Here is a 16,864-nt window from a genome sequence, read left to right on the forward strand (position 1 = left end):
CAAAGCTAATGCACCTGCGGCGCTCACCGGGGTAGGGGATGGGTATGCCCCGCCCGCGCAAGCCAGCCAGTCCGTTCCGCTACTTCAACTCGTCGCCGGAGGTGATCCGGCTCGTGGTGTTGATGTACGTGCGCTTCCCGCTGTCGCTGCGGAACGTGGAAGACCTGCGGTTCGAGCGCGGTATCGACATCTGCCACGAGACGGTGAGGCTGTGGTGGAACAGGTTCGGTCCGCTGTTTGGGGGTGAGGTGCGGCGCCAGCGGGTGAACCGCATGCGCGGCTTTCGGCATTGGCGCTGGCACCTGGACGAAATGTACGTGAAGCTGAACGGCGAGATGGTCTACCTGTGGCGGGCGGTGGATCACGAGGGCGAGATCCTCGAGAGCTACGTCACCAAGACCCGCGACAAGAAGGCAGCGCTCGCCTTCATGAAGAAGGCGCTCAAGCGCCATGGCTCGCCTGACGCGATCACCACCGACGGGCTGCGCTCCTACGGTGCGGCGCTGAGCGAACTCGGCAGCCGCGAAAAGCCGGAGGTGGGGCGCTGGGCCAACAACCGGGTCGAGAACTCGCACTTGCCGTTCAGGCGACGAGAGCGGGCGATGCTGCGGTTCCGGCAGATGCGAACCTTACAGTCGTTCGCCTCGGTCCACGCCAACGTCCACAACCACGAACGCCATCTCGTCGACCGTCAGACCTACAAGCAGCGCCGCTTCGCCGCGCTTGCAGAGTGGCAGGCGCTCGCCAGCTGAGTCGGTGTGAACGAAGGTCGAAGTGCATCGTGTAGAGACGAGTTCGCGTTCGACTGACAGCACCGGCTGCCGCTGCCGCTGCCGCGCTGTGCGGCTGGGCGAGCAGGAGCGTGTGGGTGTCGGTCAGCTAGGGCATGCTGGGTCCTCGTTCTCGAGGAGAGCGGCGCCAGTGCCGCTCCCACCACCCACAGCCCCGTCGATCGTGTCGGCGGGGCAGCGACCCGGCCGCACCAGCGCCTGAGTCGAGCTGTGCTGTCGCTCTGGGTGGAGGCGAAGTCCAGCGGTTCGGGCGCTTCTCTTGAATGGTGAGGTTGGTAGGTTGCCAGCTGGCCCGACCGGCAAACAGACGTTGTGATTGGGCCACAAGCAGGCGTACATCATCGCTCCTGATTGAGAGGCTTACTTGCGTGCCCTGTCCGCCGCGGTGCTCTTGTCCTGCATCACTAGCAGCGCGCTTGGCCAGGTAGTGGCGGCTCCGGAAACGCCCGCTGACGGCCGCTTCGATGTTGGTGGCCGCTCGATTCGGCTGTCCTGCACGGGGACCGGAGCACCGTCGGTGGTGATCGACGCCGGGATGGGGACGGCGCCGGTCGAGGACCCAGGTTGGCAGGCGATCGCTGCGCAAGTGGGCTCGGTAACTCGTGTCTGCTTGTATGATCGGGCGGGTCTCGGGAAGAGCGATCCAGCTCCGGCTGATCCACGCTCCAGCTCCGACGCCGCTGGCGATCTGCATGCCGCATTGTCAGCAGCAGAGGTGAAGGGCCCGTACCTTCTGGTCGGCCACTCGGTCGGCGGGCTCCATGCCCAGGTATTCGCCGCGCGCTACCCTGCTGACACAGCTGGCCTCGTGCTCGTGTCCTCGACGCATCCCGACCAGGTCACGACATGGCTCGCGCTCCTGCCTCCTCCGGCGCCGGGCGAGGAAAAGGCGGTCACGGAGGCTCGGTCGTTCCTCACCAGCATGCAAACGGATCCGAGCAAGAACGAGGAGCGACTGGACATGCGAGTGAGCGCCCGCGAGGCGCACCAGCTGACGTTGCTAGGTAAGAAGCCCGTGATTGTGCTGACGCATAGTCCGCGCTTTCGCATGGTGCCTGGATTGTCGGAGCCGATCGCTGTCCGGTTGGAAGACGCGACCCAGCGCCTGCAGCGGCAGTTCCTCTCGCTGTCGACCAACGCGCGCCAGAACGTTGCTGCGCGAGCTGGGCACGGGCTGCCGCATGAAGCACCGGCCTTTGTCGTCGATGGTATCCTTGAGGGAGTCGCTGCTGTTCGGGGAGATCAGCTCCGCAAATGAAGGCGGCTTCGCGCGGGTACAGGTTGCTCTGCTTGCCGGCGACGTCGAGTATTAACGATCAAGCCAAGCGGGCGATGCCGCAGCAATCTCGCGTTTTGGATGGAAAGCGGAACGGCCGCCTTCAGGCGGTTGACCGCGACAAACGGACAGTCGTTCAGGAAGCGGCGCAGAGAGCTACCGACGACTGTAGATGGTGAAAGTGCAATGGCCGGGGCCGACATCTGAGGTAAACAGGCATAGGGCTTTTGATGAATCCCTTCACGCTTGAGGCGTTGTCGTCGAAAGTCGCGAGCATTCTATTGAAGCCGGGGCGATATAATTCCTGGCTGAACTCTGCTCAGTTTCTCAGTAAATGCGGTCAGGAAGTGCACTAACCCTGTTTAATGGAAGCCTTCGCTAACACGCTTGCAAGCTCATCAAGGGAATAAGGCTTGTGAAGCAGCTCGAACTCGAGACTATCCTGGCCGGCTAGGACGCTACTATACCCGCTAGTTAGCACGACCGGAAGGTGCGGTAGCCGAGCTTTAATCTCCAGCCCAAGTTCGATGCCCGACATGCCCGGCATCACCACGTCGGAGAACACCAGATCGAAGCCTGCGCCGTCGTTCCCCAATTCCACCAACGCGCTGGCAGCATCGACGGCGAGACGGGTCTTGAAGCCAAGCTCCGCCAACGCCTGGGTCGCGAATGAACCGACTTCGCTGTTGTCCTCGACGACGAGAATGCAGGCACCCTCGGCGAGTGGAGCAGCGCCGTTGCGCTGCAGATGTGGGATGTGTTGCTCTCCCTCGGCAGCCGTCGGCAGATAGAGCGTGAACGTTGACCCTTTGCCGACCTCGCTCCGGACGAGCACATCCCCGCTCGACTGTTTGGCAAAGCCGAACACCTGGCTCAGGCCCAGCCCAGTGCCATGGCCGACGCCTTTGGTGGTGAAGAACGGCTCGAAGATTCGATCGACCTGATCCGCGGCGATCCCCGAGCCCGTGTCCGAGATCGAGACGGCGATGAAGCGGCCTGGAACGGGAGGATGGGTACGGGTCGCCGGGATACCGCTCGCCTCATGAACACCAATCGTGAGAACGCCTTCAGCGTTCATCGCATCCCGCGCATTGACGGCCATGTTGACGATAGCCGTGTCGAACTGGCTGCGATCGGCGTTCACCAGGCACGGCCCTTCTCCCATTTCCACCCCTATCCTGATCCGGGTGCCGGTAAGCGTGTCGAGCATGTCGCGAAGATCGACGATGCTGGCGCCGACGTCGAAGATTTCGGCTCTGAGCGCCTGTCGCCGTGCGAACGACAGCAGCTGGCTTGTCAGCCGCGTGGCGCGATCGGCGGTGTCGGCGATCGCGTCGATGTAGCGTGCCCGCTTCTCGTCGGAAAGCGCGGGCCGCCGCAGAAGATCGACCGATCCCCGGATGACCGTCAGCAGATTGTTGAAGTCGTGGGCCACGCCTCCGGTAAGCTGACCGACCGCCTCGACCTTCTGGCTTTGCCGCAGCTGTTCCTCCGCCTTGAGGAGAGCGGCATCACGCTCCTTCTGCTCGGTCACATCGCGGGCCACGCAATACAGCAAACCACCCGCTGGCACTGCCGACCACGACAGGTCACGATAGTCGCCGGCTTTGGTGCGAAGCCGGTTTTCGAAGAACATGGTCGCATGGCCTGCCGCCAGCTGCTTGACCTCCTTGCGGGTCTTCGCGCCGTCGTCAGGATGTTCGATCCACTCGGACGTCTTGCCGACGAACGCGTCTTCGGGCCAGCCGAGGATGTCCGACCACGCCGGATTGACGCTGAGCCAGACGCCTTGATCGTCCGCCACACCGAGCATATCGCGGCTGACCTGCCAGACCCTGTCACGCTCCTGCGTGCGTTCTTCGACCTGCTGTCGGAGCGTATCGGCGAATGCCTTGAGCTGCTGCTCGGCGCGGCGCCGTTCGATCGCAGTGCGAGTCCGCTCAGCGGCCTCGCGCATGAAAGCGATCTCGTCGTTACCCCAGTCGCGCACACGATCGGAGGTGACGCAGAAGATGGCAGCAAGGGTTCCCATCTCGACGACCGGCGCATTGATCAGCGAACCTACTCCGGCCGCCTCGAATGGCTCGGGGTGGCTGGCGGTCCGCGGATCTGACCGTACATTACCGATCGCCACGAGCCGGTTCGCCAGCAGGTCGTCGATGTATGAGCCATAATTGCGCATCGGGTGCTCGCCCGCGATCCGATAAGCCGGATCGCTTGCCCAATCGCGATCGATCACAAGAGTCTCGCCGGAGGGATCAATCCTGCCAAACCCAGCCGCGCTGACATCGAGGGTCTTTCCAACGATATCGGAAGCGACTTCCGACATCGCGGCAAGATCGTCCATGTTGCGGAGCGTGTCGGTGAGAGCGAGAAGCGCGGTACGGCGCTTCTCGACACCCCGCCTCGCGTCGTCTTGCAACCGCTGTTCGCTGATGTCGCTGAAGGTGCAGATAGCGCCTTGGAGTGCACCATCCTGGATGACCGGGGTCGCCCAATATTCCACCCACACGGGCTCACCGGCCAAAGGGAAGAACTGCTCCTCGCGAACATGAGCCGCAATGCCCTCGCTGGCGGCAATATAAATGGGGCACTGCGTGGCAAGGTAGGCCGAACCGTCCGGGTGCGAATGGTGGATCAGGTCATGAAGTTTGCGTCCGATTACGTCTTCTTCCGTTTTTAACCCCATTATCCGTAGAAAGGCGCTGTTACAGTTGGTGGTCACTCCATCCCGATCGACGGCATAGAATCCTTCGTTGATAGTATCGAGCAGCAGTCTCAAGTTCGCCTCGCTTTTGTGCAGCGTCGCGTTGACACTTCGAAGATACTCTTCGCTGGCCTTGATCTTGGCGTCGTTGTTGCGCTGTTGACTGACGTCGCTGAAGAGGATCGCGACCTTTCGCTCCTCTGGCTCACCCACGCGGTAGGCAAAGACCTCGTACCAGCGACTATCGAGCGCCTGTGCCGGAAGCGCGAACCGTGCCGACTCTCCGGTCAGGGCCACTTTGCCAAATAGGTCGAACCAATATTGCTCGTGGTCCGGCGCCAGATCGCGCATCCACTTGCCCGCCGCATCCACCAGACCGGTTTGACGGGTGAACGCCGGATTCACCTCGAGGAAGCGATAGTCGACCGGTTTCGCCGCATCGTCACAGCGCACCTCGATGATGCAGAAGCCTTCATCGATCGTGTCGTACAGGGTGCGGTAGCGATCCTCGCTGTCGGAAAGCGCTACGGCGGCCTTGCGCTGTTCGGTTCGATCGCGAAGGATCTTCACGAATCCTTCCATTTCGCCGTCTGCGCTTCGAAGCGGCATCATTTCGCCGATAGCCCAGAAGCGTGAGCCGTCCGCCTTCATGTGCCAGCGCTCGTCGAGGCCCCGACCGTGGCGAACGGCGGCCCGCATTTCCGCTGCCGGTATAGCTGCCTCGGCATCCTCGGGCGTGAAGAACAGCGTGACGGACTGGCCGACCGCCTGCTTCGTCGACCAGCCCATGATATTGCGGGCGCCCGCGTTCCAGGAGGTTATAACGCCATCGGCATCAAGGCCGACGATCGCGTAATCGACAGCGCTCTCGATGATGAGGCGGGCCTGACGATTGGTCAGTTCATCCGGGCTTGCAGCGCCGGGTAGAGGGGCGGTGATCATTGGCCTTCATGCGCTCCGCAGCTCTCCTCGGCAATCGTGCCGTTAGCATTAAGCGCGACCGGTCGTTCTCATTGGCCGTCTATGTTCGCGCCCAGGAGCAGGACAGCGCGCGGGACTGGCCACTTGGTATGGCCTCATATTTGCAAGTAGAACGGACGGCCGAAGTTCGGGAGCCGATACTAGGCGCTGAACGTCGGCAAATGGGCGCTAACGGCCGTCGCAAGCGGGTATCGCGCGGGTATAGGAGTCGCGCTCGGCAGCGTCTGCGGGGGCCGGAACGGCATCGCTTCTGGCAGGTTTGCGGACCGGCCGCTCTCGGGTGAGTGAGCGTGCATAGGAGAAGTTGGCTCTGTCCAACCAAACGCACCGGCTCCGCGTGCGCCTAAAGGCTCGTGCATCGTAGGTTGCTTCAGCTACTATCCTAAGGCTGTCAGTGCCGCGAACTCTCTCGAGCAGGTTTCGAGATTTCCGTCGTTCGCCTGCCATCGAGCAAGCGAACGGGGTAGGACATGGCCTACCTCGCGCGAGGTGCGGTTGCTTTGACGACACTCGCCTGCGCCATGCTGATCGCGTCGCCGTTGCGCTTTAGGCCATGCGGGCGCCGCAGGCTTCTATAATTTGCTGCCAACGCTCGCGAACGATGCCAACTGCCTCATCGTGCTGGCTTTTCGCCACCTCGATAGCGCGGCTGCCAAACGCATCGGTAAAAGCAACAGCAAAGGCTTCTACCAGGTCCCTCCGGTCCGTCATGTCGGAGCCTTTCGTCGTCAGAGCGCCAGCTACTGCTAGTACGCTATGATGAACGAAACCCCTCGCCAGGATAAGAATCGACGCAGCGACTTAGCCCCAGGTCGAAAGGAGCAGCGCTCGAACCTGCGCTGCCAAGCCCATCGGATCGAACGGCTTCGCAATCGTTCCGATGGCACCGGCGGCCTTGTAGCGGGCGATGTCGGAGGATCGAACCGACGCTGTGAAAAACGCAACCGGAGGCGCTTCGCTCGTCGACGCCATAACAGCTTTTACCAGCGCCACGCCTTCCATGTCAGGCAGGTTGTTGTCGGTCAATATTAGATCCGGTTTGGGTGAGTTTTGCAGATGCCGAAGTGCATCAGCACCAGTCGACATGGATGTAACTGTGAGATGAGGATCAAGGTGTAGCGCCATGACTGTGATGGCGCTGACGTCTGGATCATCCTCGACCAGAAGGATGAACATGGTGCGCTCTGACACCTTCGTCTCCGCTTGTAGGTCCGATTTGTATCAGGAACCCGCAAGCGACTTACGTCAATCAACCTAGATTAAAGTACATTAACTTTCTATAATATATCATAGTAGTTTGACGGAGGCGCTGCGGACCGCGCAACCGGGACCGGTGCGGCGGCTGTCGACCGGCGGCCAGGAGACGCTGACCTAATCGCCGTCTGCAATTCCGTTCGCGTGCCGCTGCGATGTGCCAACGGTGGGCGTGTCGATGCCGTTGATGAGGATGGCGCAGATCAGGGTACCCGCCTGATCGGTTACAACGACCTTCAAAAGCCCGTCAGCCCAGAAAGCCCCGTCCACGATCTTCAATACCTGACCAGCGGTTTCGACTGCCAGCGACTTCGCTTCCGCGGGGCCAGGTAGCTCCTCGATTTTATTGCCGATCTCGGCAGAGCGATCGTAGATGGCGAACTGGTACTGGGGCATGGGCATCCATCCAGCCGCCGCACTTCAGCACGCGACGAGCTGACCTGCATCGCGACTCATTGAGGGTGTGACCCGGCGCGAGCAGGGGGGCGCGAACGCCGGGCCACGGGGGAGCGCCGCTTCGTTGGCGGTCGCACCATTGTAAGCGCACCTGCTTTTACATTGCTCCGCGATAATAAACAATAAGCATGAGCGAGATCAGTTTACTGCGCTGGTGCATGGATTTTGTGGGCTGGCAGCGGCTACGCCGCCTACGCCACGCTGATCGCGTCCCCGCCGCGGTCGACTCCGTCAAACCAAACGCACCGGCTCCGCAAGCGGCCGACGGCTTGTGCATCGCAAGGTCCCTCAGCTACCAACCTAGGGCTGTCAGTGCGGCGACCTCTCTCGGTCGGGTTCCGAGATTGCCTTCGTTCGCCTGCCCTTGAGCAAGCGAACGGGATAGAAACTCGCCGCTGTCGCGCGGAGTTTAGTTGCTTTCACAACACTCGCTCGATCAGCCCCGGCGTGCGTCAGCTATGGGGACGTAAGACGACCTTGATGACGCCCTCTTTCTTGTCGCGAAACTTCTCGTACATCGCGGGCGCATCCTCGAGGCTGGCCGGATGCGTGACGACGAAGCTCGGGTCGATGTCGCCTGCTTCGATGCGTGCGAGCAAGGGTGCCGTGTAGCGCTGCACATGGGTCTGCCCGGTCTTGATGGTCAGGCCCTTGTTCATCATCGCGCCAATCGGGATCTTGTCGCCCATTCCGACGTACACGCCCGGGATCGACACGGTGCCGCCCATGCGGCAGCTCATGATCGCCTCGCGGAGGACGTGCACCCGATCGGTGGCCAGGAACGTCGCCGCCTTGACCTTGTCCAGCACCGAGTCCGCCGAACCGTGCGCCGACGCCTCGCAGCCGACGGCATCGATACAGCTGTCGGGACCACGGCCCTTGGTGCGGAACTGCAGCTCGTCGTAGACATCTTCGACCTGCGAGAAGTCGATCGTCTCCGCGCCGCCGGCCTCGGCCATCGCGAGACGCTCGGGCACTTCATCGATGGCAATGACGCGGCCTGCCCCAAGCATCAGCGCGGAGCGGATCGCGAACTGACCGACCGGCCCGCAACCCCAGATGGCGACGGTATCACCGGGCTCGATCTGCGCGTTCTCGGCCGCCATGTAGCCGGTCGGGAAGATGTCGGAGAGGAACAGCGCCTGCTCATCGGTCACGCTGTCGGGCACCCTGATAGGGCCGACGTCCGCCATGGGCACGCGCAGGTACTCGGCCTGGCCCCCGCAATAGCCGCCGAGCATGTGGCTGAATCCGAACAGGCCCGCGGGCGAGTGGCCCATCGCCTTGATCGCCATCTCCGCGTTGGGGTTGGTGCGCTCGCACGCCGAGAACAGGCCCTTGCGGCAGAAGAAGCAGTCGCCGCAGCTGATCGTGAAGGGTACGACCACGCGGTCACCGATCTTGAGGTTGGTGACCTCCGATCCGAGCGCGACGACGACGCCCATGTTCTCGTGGCCGAGGATGTCGCCCGCCACCATCGTCGGCTGGTAGCCGTCGAGCAGGTGAAGATCGGACCCGCAGATTGCGCATGCCGTCACCTTGATGATGGCATCGCGCGGGTGCTGTATTTCGGGCTCGGGAACGGTGTCGACGCGGACGTCGCCCGTTCCATGCCAGCAAAGTGCGCGCATCGGAGATCTCCATGTCAGGGGTCAACATCGCGGCTCGGCGATGCGTCTGAGAAAGGACAACGATCCTGACCGCGTTTGAGGCCCGCACCATGCAGCGAGCGCTCACCAATCTCGATAATACAATCATTCGAGGGGTCATGCGCCCGAAGTTGGTGCCATGGCGTTGGCGGAGGGAAGCGGGGACATCTTAGGGTGGACACCCACATTCCGGGCGGAGACGGCTGCCTACCGACGTCCGGGAGAGGGCGGAGCGGACACGACGTCCCGCCCGCTGACACGAACCGCATCACGAGAGGAAAACATCATGGGCACGAGCCTGAGCGCGAGCTTCGACACGCGGCGCGACGCGGAGATGACGGTCGAGCGATTGGTCCAGCAGTTTCGGATCGAGCGCACCGACATCTTCATCGCGGCCGACGGCCCTGACAACACCGTGGGCGTCGAGGAGGCCGGCTCCGACACGGAGGCCGGAGCGCCGACCGCGGAACACCGCGACGATGCCGCGCTTGAGGGCAGGGTATCGGTGTCGGTCGACGTCGAGGACGACGATCTGGCGGATGACGTCCGCGCCGCCTTCGCCGAGTTCGGAGGCGGCGAGATCGCGGAGAAGTGAGCCAGGCCTGTCGGTAGGGGGGGGGGCGGCTTGCCTAGCTAGGCAGGCCTGTCCCGCTATCGTCAGCGGTTAAGCGGCGAGTGCGCGAAATCGGCCAGCAGAGCGGCGACATCGTCGTACAATGCGACGGCGCCCGCCTCGCTCAGCGCGGCGTCGGTGAACTTGCCCGAGCGGACGCCGACGGCGGCGATCCCGCACTTGGCGGCGGCTTCGATGTCATAGGGCGTGTCGCCCACGACGATCACCTCGCTCGCGCCGAGCGGCGCCAGTTTCTCGAGCGCGGTGGTGAAGATGTCGGGCGCGGGCTTGGTCTTCTCGACATCGTCCGAGGTGGTCGAGACGCCGACGATCTCGCGCGCGTCCAGCAGTCCGAGATAATGGTCGAGCTCTGCCGACGAGGCGGAGGACGCGAGGACGACCTGCCGCCCGCTGTCCTTGACCGCCACGAGCAACTGCCGCGCGGCGGCGAAGGGCGTCACCTGGCTCAGGAACCGCGCCTTGAAGATCCTGCCGTGTTCCTCACCCAGGGCTTCCTGCTCCGCCTCGTCGGTCTCGGGCAGCAGCGTCGGCACCAGCATATCGGTGCCTTTGCCGATCTGATCGTGCACGACCTGATCGTCGAAGTCAGCGCCGATCCGGCGAAACACCGCCTGCCACGCCGCGACGTGATAGTCGTTGCTGTCCACGAGAGTGCCGTCGATATCGAACAGGACTGCCTTGATCACCATGCGGGTTCGCTCCGAAATTCTGTCACCGAATGGACGCTGGAGAGGAGGGGGTCGGATCAGCCGGCACCGGGTCTTTCCTCATCGGCCGCCTTCTGTCCCGCGCTGCCGGTCGTCCCGGCGGCCGCGGCGATGCCGGACATGTTCTGAACCGCGACCGTGCGCCCCAGCGCTGTCACAGCGCGGATACGCGAACCGTCGTCGTCCTGGTCAGGCCCCGGGGGACCAGGCTTCGGCCTTTGCTCACCCTGGCCGCTAAAATCGTCATCGCCACGCGCAGCGGCGTTGACGTTGGCGGCGCCGTCCTCGCCTGCCTGGCTACCGCCATGATAGCCGATGTTCGACTGACCGCCATGGTTCCGGGCCCCTTCGCCGTCGCGGTCGTCACGGCCGCTGGGGTGACTGCCGCCGCCGCTCTCGCCCTGCTCGCTCCGGCCGCTGGGATTGTCGATGTTGAGACCGTCGGGGGCGCCCTTCAGGCGGTCTCCGCCGTCTACCGGCATAGGCTTACGGTCGTCCATCCTTCTTCCTTTCACGGGTGGTCCAGGCAACCGGCGTCCCGCCATTGCGAGCCATGGGCTCCTCACCGGTCACCTGGGCAATCGTCGACCTGATGGATCAGCGCGACTTATAATACAGCTTGTTGGCCATCTCGAACATTTCCTCGGGCGCGTAGTCTGGCGTTACGGCACATGGGACCCCGGCGAGCTGCGCGATCTTGCCGCCCTCGGGGATGCCGTTCACCACCTCAAAACGATCTTCCCCTGGATGCCACGCCTAGCGGCGCGCATGTGGGCGAGTGCCGCCTCGGCCAGAGGGTAGTGGCTGTCCACTACGACGCGGACCGTACCTTGTTCAAGCAGGCGACCCGCTTCTTGAAGCTGCGGCCCGTTCGAGCGCACCTGGGTGGATGACACGATGATGCCGCGTTCGCGGGCCTCGTCATGACCGGTGAAGCCAAGCGGGTTGACGAGGAACAGCGCGCCTCCGGGTTTGAGGACTCGGAGGAACCGCTCCATATTGGCGCCGCCGACAGCGTCGACGACAAGGTCCGCGTCTTGGATCACTTTCTCGGCCGCCTCCTTGTTATAGTCGACGAAACGGTCGACATGGAGATCGCGCATGAGCGCTGCGTTCTCGCCGGACGCGACAGCGATGACGTGCGCGCCCTGCCATTTGGCGAGCTGGACGAGCAGGTGCCCCACCCCACCGCCAGCGCCGTTGACCACCACCGTCTTGCCCGCAAGCGGCACGGGTTCGTGGCGAAACGACTGGAACGGGTTAGGCGCGTCATGGCCGAGGTCGATCAGGAACTGCCATGCCGTCAGCAGCGACATGGGGGCAGCGCCCGCGTGGATATGGTCGATGCCCACGGGCTTGTGGGCAAGTTCCTTGGCGGACACCCTGACGTATTGGGCATAGGCATCGCTGCCCTTCATCAGGTCTTCCGGGAACCGCACCATCGCGAAGACCTCATCTCCAACGGCGAAGCCGGCCACGTCATCCGCCATTGCGACCACGACGCCCGACACGTCGGTGCCGATGATGATCGGGAATGCAGGATGAGGCTGCCACTCGGGCGGCATCGTCCGGTAGCCGTCGCGCAGGTACAGGTCGGGCGGATTGATGCCGACCGCGTGAACCCGAACCAGCACCTCGCCCGGTCCGATAGCCGGGCGCGGCGCCTCCTCGTAGCGCAAAACGTCGGGTCCGCCGAATGCATGCAGCCGTACAGCCATCATTGTCTCGCTCACCACCATCTCCTTCGTCACGTCCATGCGGCACAAGGTACGATCGGGGCGTAGGGTTGATAATGGTGGCGAGTGGCGATTTAGTGATGCCGTGAAGGAACAAATAGCGCTTGACCGGCTCACTGGCCTCCTCGCGTTCGCGCGCGCGGGAACGCTGGGCAGTTACACCGCCGCTGCACAGTCGCTGTCGATCTCACCCTCGGCGGTCAGCAAGAGCGTCCAGCGGCTCGAGAAGCAGCTCGGCGTCCCGCTGTTCACGCGTACAACTCGCTCGTTGACGCTGACCGCGGAGGGGCGAGAGCTCCACGAACCGGCAGTCCGGCTGCTGCGCGACGCGGAGGAGATCGGGCAGGTAGCGGCGTCTACGCGATCGGAGCCGTCGGGCAGCTTGCGGATCGCGACCTCGCTGCCGATCGGGGTGCACGTGATCGCGCCGGCGCTCCCTGCGTTCCGTCGTCGATATCCTAAGCTGTCGATCGACCTGCGGCTGAGCGACCGCTTCGTGAACATCGTCGAGGAGGGGATCGACATCGCCGTCCGCATCGGCGACCTCGCTGACTCGCAACTCTTGTCGCGTAAACTGGCGCCGGTGCAGCTCTGCTGCTTCGCATCCCCTGCCTACCTCGCCGAGCGCGGGATCCCGACGCACCCAGACGACCTGGCCGATCATGATACGGTCACGCTTCGCTATCAGAGCACCGGGCAGCCGCTGCGCTGGCCGTTTCGGATCGGAGGCAAGGTGGTCGAGGTCGTCCCGCCCTCAACACTGACCGTCGACGTCAGCGAGGCCCTCGTTGCCATGCTCGCCGCCGGTGCCGGCATCGGCATGGGCGCCACGTTCGTCACGGCACCATATGTCGCGCGCGGCGAGCTGGTCCCGGTGCTGGCCGACTTCGCGGTGGAGCGTAACAATATCACGGCGCTCTGGCCGGAGAGCCGCCGGGTCAACCCAGCGGTGCGTGCGGCGCTCGGTATGCTGGACGAAGCGTTCGGGAGCCGTGGTTAGCCGCCGGTTGCCAAGCTATACCGGTATCAGTTCTGCCTTGTGCGAGATGAACGAGTGATCGGAAGTGACGAGCGACAAAGCGCATCTGAACGGCTGCATATGGGTCGTCGTTGAACGGCTTTCGACCATGTTGAGCCATCGTCACGGCCTTCCGGACATCTTCTACGCGGCGACGCAAATTCGTGTCACCCCAATGATTCAACCTGATCGGAAGCCGCTCCGGCGTCAGGCCATCGCGACCTGCCGCCGGCGCCGGCGCAGGGCCGCGCCGGTGATGGCGAACCCGCTTAGCATCATCGCCCACGTCGCAGGTTCCGGCACCGGCGGCGTATAGTCGTAGGTCAGCTTGAAGTTTAGCCACCCGCACAGATCTTCCGCACCCGCATTCCACAGCACCGAACATCCGCCGGGAACCTGGCGATAAGTGGCGCCGGCCATCCCAGTGAACACCGTATCGCTTGGCGTCGAATAGAAGTAACCGAGATCGAACCCGGTGAAGGTATTTCGCTTTCCGACGAACAACGCAGTGTCAAATGTGAGCGACGCGGTACCTGACAGTTGTACGTCCATGAAGCCGGTGTAGAGCGGCCCTCCCAGCGGTTGGGTGGTGACTGTGGTCGTGCCCGAACCCGAGATTGGCACCAGCACCGATGCGATCGCCGGATTGTAGCTGCTCAACTGCCACTGACCTGTCGCGCTCCACGTGATCGGCGCAGTCATCGCGGTCGCGGTTTGCACCCCCCACATCCGGTACTTGGTCACGCTGATATCGAGCGTCACCTTGTCGAGTTGCCCCAGGCGGGTGTCGAACCCATCGAAGCCGCGCAAGATGACCTCGTTATCGTTCTGGACGATAGTGGCGGCGGATGCCGCGCCGGTGCCAAAAGCCGCAAGCGCTGCAGCCGTAATCAGGACGGCGGAACGGTTCATGACATACCCCCAAATCCGGCCGAGCCAAGAATAGCCGTTCATCCGCGGTTAACGTCAGTGTGCACTCTCCCGAAGCTTTTTTTCTTCCAATCCGACAAAATAAGCGATGTTCTATGATGGCACGCGAGAAGCAGATCGCGCTGAAAAAAGCGTTCTTCGGACATCACGGTCGGCTCATCCAGGCCTGCCTCTAGCAGTTTGAAACGCGTAAACGGGCGAGCCGCTACTCGCCCCGAGCGGGTACCCGGACGCTTGACCCTGCCATCTACACTAGCGGCGATCTTCGTGAGTTCGTCGCCCTGAAGCGAAACGGCGATTAGAGCGGTGAGGTGAACGAGCGGGCGGAGTTGAGGAGCGGGGAGGGGCGCCTGAGTTGAGAAGCGGGGCAGGGGCGCCTGAGTGATCGATTGTGGGTCTCCCCGGCCGAGGAGTGGCTGACCGCCTAATAGCCCATCTTGGCCGTTCCCGACGCCCATCGGTTTTCCACAACTTGCTGCTCTGGGAAGCTCGCGACTTTCCCATTTCTCCGTCTCCACTTAGCCGTTTCGGGAACGTGCATTCGGGGACATATCTTGGGAAAGCGGGTGCCCCGGGCGCCTGGGGGTACGATCGGCGCGGTCTCTTCCCCGCGTCGCGTTCCCAATCGGGAATGAAGGGGTCCGCTTGACCCTGTAGCAGCTAGAGCCCTTATGGCGCTTCCTCGCTCAGCGTCGCGATGACCGCGCCGTCCATGTTGAGGACGGTGATGTGCGATATCGGATGAACGCCAACAGCTTGGTGGCGTCGTCACTTTCGTTTGCGAGCTTGGCCCTGACGGCGACCGCCGCAGCAGCACAGGATCGACCTGCGACACCAGCACAGCAAGAATCTGTAGAGGAAGCCGAGGAAGGCGAGGAGATCGTCGTGCAGGCGACCCGTACCGGTCGTCGTGTGCAGGACGAGCCGATCCGCGTCGAGGTGCTGGACCGGGAGGAGATCGAAGAGAAGATCGCGATGGTGCCCGGCAACATTGCCATGCTGGTCAACGAGACGCCTGGCCTGCGTGTCCAGGTCACATCGCCGGCGCTGGGAGCGGCAAATGTCCGGGTTCAGGGGTTAAAGGGCCGTTACATCCAAATCCTCGCCGATGGCCTGCCGCTCTACGGCGGGCAGACCCCTTCCATCGGCCTTCTCCAGATCCCGCCGACCGACCTGGGCCAGGTCGAGATCATCAAGGGGGCGGCGTCGGCGCTCTACGGCCCGTCCGCGCTGGGCGGCGTCGTCAATCTCGTGTCGCGGCGGCCGTCGCCGGCGCAGCAAGGCGAGCTGCTGCTGAACGCAACGAGCCGGGGCGGCCAAGACGTGACCGCCTATAACTCGGGTCCGCTGACCGACACGCTCAGCTACTCGTTAACCGGCGGGTTCAACCGGCAGGACCGGCAGGACATAGATGGCGACGGTTGGGCGAACATACCCGGCTATGATCGCTGGACGATCCGGCCGCGGCTATTCTGGGAGGGCGCGAGCGGCGCAAAAGCTTATCTGACCGTCGGCGCGCTCGCCGAGCAGCGTCGCGGCGGCACGCTGCCCGACCGCGTAGTACCGGACGGTTCGCCCTTCGCCCAGAATTAGCGCAGCCGACGGTTCGACGTCGGCCTCAACGCGCAGGCCCCGATCGAGGGCGTCGGCACGTTCTATCTGCGCGCGTCGGGTGTCACCCAGGCCCACCGACATACCTTTGGCGACGTGATCGAGAACGATCGCCACAACACCGTCCTGACCGAGGCATCGCTGGGCGGCGGCACCAGCGGCACGACCTGGCTCGCCGGTGCTGCCTACCAAGTGGACAGCTATTGCTCGCGCACCTTCCCAGCTTTCGACTACACCTACCGCGTGCCCGCGCTGTTCGTGCAGGCCGAGCAGAAGCTGTCGGCGAACCTGACGCTGGCGGGCAGCGCCCGCCTCGATGATCACAGCGAATACGGCACGCGGATCAGCCCGCGCGTGTCGGCGTTGTTCCGGCCCGGACCCTTCACCGTGCGCGCGTCGCTCGGCCGGGGATTTTACGCGCCCACGCCGTTCATCGAAGAGGTGGAGGCGGCCGGGCTGTCGCGGATCGCGCCGCTGCGCGGCTTGCGAGCCGAGACGGCCGACACCGCCTCGATCGACTTCGGCTATACGCGCGGGGCGATCGAAGCGAGCCTGACGCTGTTTGGGTCGAACATCGACCATGCCGTCCAGCTCCGCGACGTGAGCGCCACCCGCGCCGAGCTGGTCAACGCCGATGGCGTGACGCGCACACGCGGAGCCGAGCTCCTGCTGCGCTACCGTCTGAACGCCATTACCTTCACCGGAAGCTATGTCCGCACCGACGCGCGCGAACCGAACCCGGACGGCATCGGCCGGCGCTTGGTCCCGCTCACCCCGCGCAATACCGCCGGGCTGACGGCGGTGTGGGAGAAGCACGACCGCGGCCGGATCGGGCTGGAGGCCTATTACACCGGACGTCAGAGCCTTGAGGACAATCCCTATCGCAGCCGGAGCCGTTCCTATGTCGAACTGGGGGCGATGGGCGAGCTGAAGCTGGGCAAGGTCAGCCTGTTCCTCAACGCCGAGAACCTGCTGGACGTCCGCCAGACCCGCTACGATCCGCCGCTGCTGCCCCGGCGCGCGCCGGACGGGGCGTGGACCGTTGATGCCTGGGGGCCGCTCGACGGTCGCACGATCAATGGCGGCGTCCGCTTCCGGTTCGGTGCGGATTGAG

Annotated in this window: 16 protein-coding genes; 6 read left to right on the top strand and 10 right to left on the bottom strand. The window is 63.8% G+C overall.

Features of this window, described 5'->3' with window-relative positions; genetic code table 11:
• Nucleotides 1-44 precede the first annotated feature (44 nt).
• Together QBJ89_RS08940 and QBJ89_RS08945 are read left to right on the top strand one after the other, a co-directional pair.
• Nucleotides 45-752 carry an IS6 family transposase gene (locus QBJ89_RS08940; protein ID WP_277980166.1) on the top strand — a complete coding sequence of 236 codons (708 nt, stop codon included), beginning with the start codon at nucleotides 45-47 and terminating at the stop codon, nucleotides 750-752.
• A gap of 556 nt (nucleotides 753-1,308) precedes the next feature.
• Nucleotides 1,309-2,049 carry an alpha/beta fold hydrolase gene (locus tag QBJ89_RS08945; RefSeq protein ID WP_277980167.1) on the top strand — a complete coding sequence of 247 codons (741 nt, stop codon included), beginning with the start codon at nucleotides 1,309-1,311 and terminating at the stop codon, nucleotides 2,047-2,049.
• A gap of 370 nt (nucleotides 2,050-2,419) precedes the next feature.
• Here the strand turns inward: QBJ89_RS08945 and QBJ89_RS08950 are convergent, their stop codons facing one another.
• From QBJ89_RS08950 to QBJ89_RS08970, 5 genes are all read right to left on the bottom strand, one after another.
• Nucleotides 2,420-5,716, bottom strand: a complete 3,297-nt coding sequence (locus tag QBJ89_RS08950; protein ID WP_277980168.1) for a PAS domain S-box protein — start codon at nucleotides 5,714-5,716, stop codon at nucleotides 2,420-2,422.
• A 585-nt stretch (nucleotides 5,717-6,301) separates the two neighbouring features.
• Nucleotides 6,302-6,466: a hypothetical protein gene (locus QBJ89_RS08955; RefSeq protein ID WP_277980169.1), complete on the bottom strand. Its 165-nt coding sequence runs from the start codon at nucleotides 6,464-6,466 to the stop codon at nucleotides 6,302-6,304.
• 90 nt (nucleotides 6,467-6,556) lie between these two features.
• Entirely contained in the window at nucleotides 6,557-6,931 is a 375-nt protein-coding gene (locus QBJ89_RS08960; RefSeq protein ID WP_277980170.1) for a response regulator, read from the bottom strand.
• Between the two features lie 195 nt (nucleotides 6,932-7,126).
• A complete protein-coding gene (locus QBJ89_RS08965) occupies nucleotides 7,127-7,405 on the bottom strand; it encodes a hypothetical protein (protein WP_277980171.1) in 279 nt (92 codons plus the stop codon).
• Nucleotides 7,406-7,917: 512 nt separating this feature from the next.
• Nucleotides 7,918-9,096, bottom strand: coding sequence for a zinc-dependent alcohol dehydrogenase (locus tag QBJ89_RS08970; protein ID WP_277980172.1), 1,179 nt, complete (start codon nucleotides 9,094-9,096; stop codon nucleotides 7,918-7,920).
• A 304-nt stretch (nucleotides 9,097-9,400) separates the two neighbouring features.
• Between QBJ89_RS08970 and QBJ89_RS08975 the strand changes: the two genes are divergently transcribed.
• Complete coding sequence (locus tag QBJ89_RS08975) at nucleotides 9,401-9,709, top strand: hypothetical protein (protein ID WP_277980173.1); 309 nt, start codon at nucleotides 9,401-9,403, stop codon at nucleotides 9,707-9,709.
• 62 nt (nucleotides 9,710-9,771) lie between these two features.
• Here the strand turns inward: QBJ89_RS08975 and QBJ89_RS08980 are convergent, their stop codons facing one another.
• The 4 genes from QBJ89_RS08980 to QBJ89_RS08995 all read right to left on the bottom strand — a co-directional run bounded on the left by QBJ89_RS08980 (nucleotide 9,772) and on the right by QBJ89_RS08995 (nucleotide 12,212).
• Nucleotides 9,772-10,437, bottom strand: coding sequence for an HAD family hydrolase (locus QBJ89_RS08980; protein WP_277980174.1), 666 nt, complete (start codon nucleotides 10,435-10,437; stop codon nucleotides 9,772-9,774).
• 56 nt (nucleotides 10,438-10,493) lie between these two features.
• Nucleotides 10,494-10,955 (bottom strand): hypothetical protein, encoded by a 462-nt coding sequence (locus QBJ89_RS08985; protein WP_277980175.1) that lies wholly within the window; start codon nucleotides 10,953-10,955, stop codon nucleotides 10,494-10,496.
• 97 nt (nucleotides 10,956-11,052) lie between these two features.
• A complete protein-coding gene (locus tag QBJ89_RS08990; RefSeq protein ID WP_277980176.1) occupies nucleotides 11,053-11,181 on the bottom strand; it encodes a hypothetical protein in 129 nt (42 codons plus the stop codon).
• On the bottom strand, nucleotides 11,175-12,212 hold the full coding sequence (locus QBJ89_RS08995) for an NADP-dependent oxidoreductase (protein ID WP_277980177.1): 1,038 nt from the start codon (nucleotides 12,210-12,212) through the stop codon (nucleotides 11,175-11,177). The genes QBJ89_RS08990 and QBJ89_RS08995 overlap by 7 nt, the downstream gene beginning before the upstream one ends.
• On the opposite strand from QBJ89_RS08995, the gene QBJ89_RS09000 reads away from it, so the two are divergent.
• Nucleotides 12,211-13,191 (top strand): LysR family transcriptional regulator, encoded by a 981-nt coding sequence (locus tag QBJ89_RS09000; RefSeq protein ID WP_277980178.1) that lies wholly within the window; start codon nucleotides 12,211-12,213, stop codon nucleotides 13,189-13,191. The two genes, QBJ89_RS08995 and QBJ89_RS09000, sit on opposite strands and share 2 nt — an antisense overlap.
• Nucleotides 13,192-13,416: 225 nt before the next feature.
• Here the strand turns inward: QBJ89_RS09000 and QBJ89_RS09005 are convergent, their stop codons facing one another.
• A complete protein-coding gene (locus QBJ89_RS09005; RefSeq protein WP_277980179.1) occupies nucleotides 13,417-14,121 on the bottom strand; it encodes a choice-of-anchor E domain-containing protein in 705 nt (234 codons plus the stop codon).
• 759 nt (nucleotides 14,122-14,880) lie between these two features.
• Here QBJ89_RS09005 and QBJ89_RS09010 point away from each other — a divergent pair.
• Both QBJ89_RS09010 and QBJ89_RS09015 read left to right on the top strand, forming a co-directional pair.
• Entirely contained in the window at nucleotides 14,881-15,732 is an 852-nt protein-coding gene (locus tag QBJ89_RS09010; RefSeq protein ID WP_277980180.1) for a TonB-dependent receptor plug domain-containing protein, read from the top strand.
• Nucleotides 15,733-15,846: 114 nt separating this feature from the next.
• A complete protein-coding gene (locus QBJ89_RS09015; protein ID WP_277980181.1) occupies nucleotides 15,847-16,863 on the top strand; it encodes a TonB-dependent receptor plug domain-containing protein in 1,017 nt (338 codons plus the stop codon).
• The last annotated feature ends 1 nt before the right edge of the window (nucleotide 16,864 follow it).

It is taken from the genome of Sphingomonas phyllosphaerae (assembly GCF_029623345.1).
Lineage (GTDB): Bacteria > Pseudomonadota > Alphaproteobacteria > Sphingomonadales > Sphingomonadaceae > Sphingomonas > Sphingomonas phyllosphaerae_C.